3 protein-coding genes are annotated in these 3,263 nt (G+C 62.6%); 1 reads left to right on the top strand and 2 read right to left on the bottom strand.

Going from position 1 to position 3,263, the window contains the following annotated elements; genetic code table 11:
• Both QZT71_RS12195 and QZT71_RS12190 read right to left on the bottom strand, forming a co-directional pair.
• Nucleotides 1–976: terminase family protein (locus tag QZT71_RS12195; protein WP_295916609.1), on the bottom strand; the 976-nt coding region annotated here is incomplete at its 3' end.
• A 697-nt stretch (nucleotides 977–1,673) separates the two neighbouring features.
• Nucleotides 1,674–1,958 carry a hypothetical protein gene (locus tag QZT71_RS12190; protein ID WP_295916607.1) on the bottom strand — a complete coding sequence of 95 codons (285 nt, stop codon included), beginning with the start codon at nucleotides 1,956–1,958 and terminating at the stop codon, nucleotides 1,674–1,676.
• A gap of 143 nt (nucleotides 1,959–2,101) precedes the next feature.
• On the opposite strand from QZT71_RS12190, the gene QZT71_RS12185 reads away from it, so the two are divergent.
• Nucleotides 2,102–2,773 carry an XRE family transcriptional regulator gene (locus tag QZT71_RS12185; protein ID WP_295916606.1) on the top strand — a complete coding sequence of 224 codons (672 nt, stop codon included), beginning with the start codon at nucleotides 2,102–2,104 and terminating at the stop codon, nucleotides 2,771–2,773.
• Nucleotides 2,774–3,263: the final 490 nt, after the last annotated feature.

Raw genomic sequence — 3,263 nt, 5'->3', positions numbered from 1 at the left:
TGTCGGTGTAGTTGGCGCGGCGGACAATCTCGTGCGGCAGGTCGTCGTACTCGGCGAAGTTCAGCCCGTAGAGCAGCCCCTCGCGCGACGAAGGGTGCCCCTGGTACATGCTCTCGAACTGCAGCGGGTCGAGCCGCCGCTTGGCCTCGAGCAACGCCCGGCCCTGCTGCGCCTCCCACAGCGCCTCGCCCGGCGCACGGGGATCGATTTCAGTCGGCGGCGAGCACTTCAGGGCCTCGAAATTCAGGTAGAGCCACCTGTCGGCGGGCAGGCCGTCGAGCTGCGCCCATTCGGTGAACTCCACGACCGGCTCGCGGGCGGCGAGCGTGCCGATTAAATCCTCCTCATGCCAGCGCGTGAAGACAATCAGTTCGCGCGAAGCGTTGTGCATGCGGGTTCGCACGACCGAGGTATACCACTCCCAGCAGTTGGCCCGCACGAGCGGCGAATTGGCCTCGAGGGCATCCTTGTAGAGATCGTCGAGGATAAAACAGTCGACGCGGTTGCCCGTGAGCGAGCCCTCGCGCCCGACCGAGAGCAGGCCGCCCCGGCGGCCGACGATTTCGACCTCGTCGGCCGTGCGGATGTAGCCGGGCGGCTTCGCGCCGCATTTGATGTTGGTCGCCGGAAAAAACCGGGCATACTCGCGCGACTCGATGATGCGCTGTACGCGGCGGTTGAATTTCGAGGCCAGCGCCCCGGAGTAGGAGGCGATTGCCAGCCGCAAATCGGGATCGAGTCCCAGCACATAGGCCGGAAGCAAGGTCGTCGCCCCGACGCTCTTTCCGTGCTGGGGCGGCATGGTGACAATCAGCCTGCGGACGCGCCCCGCGGCAAAGGCTTCGAGCACACGGTAGTAGGCCCGGTGGAACGGCTGCAATTCGAGGAACGGATAGACCCCGAGGGCAAACTGCCCGAACGAAGGATGCTGCCCGCAGCCCGTCGGCTCCGGCAGAAAAACGGCATCCCCGCCCACAACGGCCGGCGCCTTAACCGGTACGGGCACAGCCGCGGAAACAGGCACGGACTCCCCGGCTGCCACGCCGGACACAGGCACAGACACAGTTGCGGAAACAGGCACAGATTCCCCGGCTGCCGCGCCGGACACAGACGCTGGCACAGCCGCGGAAACAAACACACGCGACGGCTCCGGCATGCCGGAGAGCGTTTCCGGCAACGCCGCCGAAGGGCAGAACAACATCACCCCCCGCCGCAACGGCGGGTGTGCAGCGCCGGACATAGCGGGCGGCAGCGAAACAGCCCCGGCGTGCAGGACATCGGACGCAGAGGCACCGGCCCTCCCGGCGGGAACAGCCGGAACAGCGGCCTTATCCGGCTCGACACCGCCGCGCAAACCGGGCGCCGTTACGCCGGAAGCCTCCGGCGCCAACGTCCCGGCAGGATAAAAAACCCCTGCGGAAGCTTGTTCCGCAGAGGCCGGGTTGGTTTTAAATGACATGGATTTGATTTTCGAACCCGGTGCGCGGCGCCGCGGCGGGAGGTTCTGGTTACGAATCGTTCCGGCGGCTGCGCCGGGCCGGGATGGGAGGGCCGGAACGGATAAGGCGGAAAAGGCGTGCCGACAGGACGAATGCCGGACGGCCGGGTGGCGGCAGGGGCAGGCAAGGCGGCGGAAAACGGAGCCCTACCGCGCCTCCGGCCCCTGCCGCACGTTAAACGTACCGTTTCATTTCGGAGAAGTCGAAGTCGTTCAGCACCTCGCCTTCCGGGCCCGCGGTGTGGAATTCCCACCACACGGGCACCAAATCGGAGATGGCCTCGGCGTCGCCCTCGGGCCGGGAAACCCGGCTGCGGTAGACGATAACCGACGTCGTCAGCCGGCACTGCATGCCGCCGAAACCGAACGCGAGCGAGCCCGAAAAGTAGTTCTCCCCGTCGATGGCGTCCGCCAGCCGGGCCGCCGCCTCATGGTAAAGTTCAGGTAAAACCGAATACATAGTTGATAATTAGCAGGATTTTTGCAAAATAATTTGCAAGTAGTAATAAATTGTTTAACTTTGCAGCACAAAGATAAGTTCAATTATTGAATTTCCAACAGCAAAATACAATTTTTTGATATAATAATTTCCGATTCTAAATTATGAACGAGCGGGTAAAACTGATACGGAAACAACTGGGCCTGACGCAAGAGCAACTGGCTCAACGGCTTGGCATAGGCAAAGCCGCCCTGTCGATGATCGAAACGGGCAAAGCGGGACTCTCGATGCGCAACCGGAACATCTTGGTTCAGGAATTGAATGTCAACCCCGAGTGGCTCGAAAGCGGCAGGGGCAACATGTTCAATGCCGAGCCCGACCTGACCGCCTACATGCACCGCACGGACAACTCGCTGCCGCTGCAAAGCGTGCCGCTCTATTCGATCGAGGGCACCGCGGGCCTCGTCCCCCTGTTCGCCGACCAGGCGCAGGCCAAACCCGTCAACTTCATCCACATCCCCAACCTCCCCAAGTGCGACGGCGCTATATATATAGTGGGCGACTCGATGTACCCGCTGCTCAAGAGCGGCGACATCGTGCTGTACAAACAACTGCGCGACATCGACGACATTTTCTGGGGCGACATGTACCTGCTGTCGATCGACATCGACGGCGAAGAGTACGTCACCGTGAAATACATCCAGAAATCCGACCGCGAGGGGTATGTGAAACTCGTGAGCCAGAATCCCCACCATGCCGACAAAGAGGTGGATATAAGGCGCATACGCGCCATCGCACTGGTCAAGGCCAGCATCAGGATGAATTCGATCCGGTAGCAGGAGCCGTATCGCGGCAAAAATACCGCAGGTACACAAAAAGCAGAAAAGCGGATTCGGCCACAGCCGGAAATCCGCTTTTCCCGCTTTTGTGCCGCACATGTGCGGTTGCCGCGACACGGCCGCCGCAAGGATCGAAAAGCCGAAGCGGCACGAAACATACGTGGAATGAAGCGAGGCAATTCGATAAAGCCCGCCTGCCCGCAGCACCCGCCGCAAATATAAAAGCCCGCGCCGCCCGCAGCACCTGCCGCAAATATAAAAGCCCGCTCTGCCCGCAGCACCTGCCGCCGCAAGTAAAAAGGCCGCCGCCATGCCCGCCCGACACCTGCCGCAACAACGCCGTCCGAAAACCGGGAAGAAGCTGTGCCCCCCCTCGGGAACCCTCCCAACTCAACTCCGCCGACCTCGCCGGCCGCTCGGGCCCCGCCCGCACACCATGCCCCATCTCCAGCCCCGGCATTCGGCCCCCTACCTGCCGCCTCCCCCC

The organism is uncultured Alistipes sp., assembly GCF_902388705.1.
Lineage (GTDB): Bacteria > Bacteroidota > Bacteroidia > Bacteroidales > Rikenellaceae > Alistipes.
This window is presented reverse-complemented; position numbering and strand designations above follow the sequence as displayed.

Coding starts and splice junctions, on each gene's coding strand:
- QZT71_RS12190 (WP_295916607.1), bottom strand. CDS start 1,958: ATGTATTCGGTTTTACCTGAACTTTACCATGAGGCGGCGGCCCGGCTG.
- QZT71_RS12185 (WP_295916606.1), top strand. CDS start 2,102: ATGAACGAGCGGGTAAAACTGATACGGAAACAACTGGGCCTGACGCAA.